1 protein-coding gene is annotated in these 393 nt (G+C 60.1%); it reads left to right on the top strand.

The window, feature by feature from the left end; genetic code table 11:
• Positions 1-17: 17 nt before the first annotated feature.
• Complete coding sequence (locus tag EA795_RS20830; protein ID WP_122079257.1) at positions 18-383, top strand: hypothetical protein; 366 nt, start codon at positions 18-20, stop codon at positions 381-383.
• Positions 384-393: the final 10 nt, after the last annotated feature.

Below are 393 nucleotides of genomic sequence, written 5' to 3'. Positions count from 1 at the left end.
TGCCCAAAGGAAAGTCCATGTCCGAACTATCCATCCTGTTTCCCGAGCCAGTTACCGTAGAGGTGATGGGCCGTGACGTGAAGATCTTGCCGGTGAAGCTGCGCCACTTCGAGCAATACGGAAAATCGGCTGGCGCCCTGGTGGAGTTGTTCAGTTCTGCCAGTGTCCAGCAGATCAACTGGTATGCCGCCACGCACAGTCGCGAGCTGCGCCAGGTGCTGCTGGCCACCACCAGCCTAAAGCGCTGGCAACTGTGGTTCATGCCGGCAACGGGCTGCGTACAGCTTTTCGTTGAGGTCGTGCGGGTCAACTCCAGTTTTTTCGGCGAAGCCCTGCCGGCAATGGTCAGGGCGCTGAATGGGGCTCAGTCCTCCAGCGACTGATCGGGGCGGG

It is taken from the genome of Stutzerimonas nitrititolerans, assembly GCF_003696285.1.
In the GTDB taxonomy this organism is placed as follows: Bacteria; Pseudomonadota; Gammaproteobacteria; order Pseudomonadales; family Pseudomonadaceae; genus Stutzerimonas; species Stutzerimonas nitrititolerans.
The sequence above is the reverse complement of the archived record's forward strand: the minus strand, read 5'-3'. Positions and strand labels throughout refer to the sequence as shown.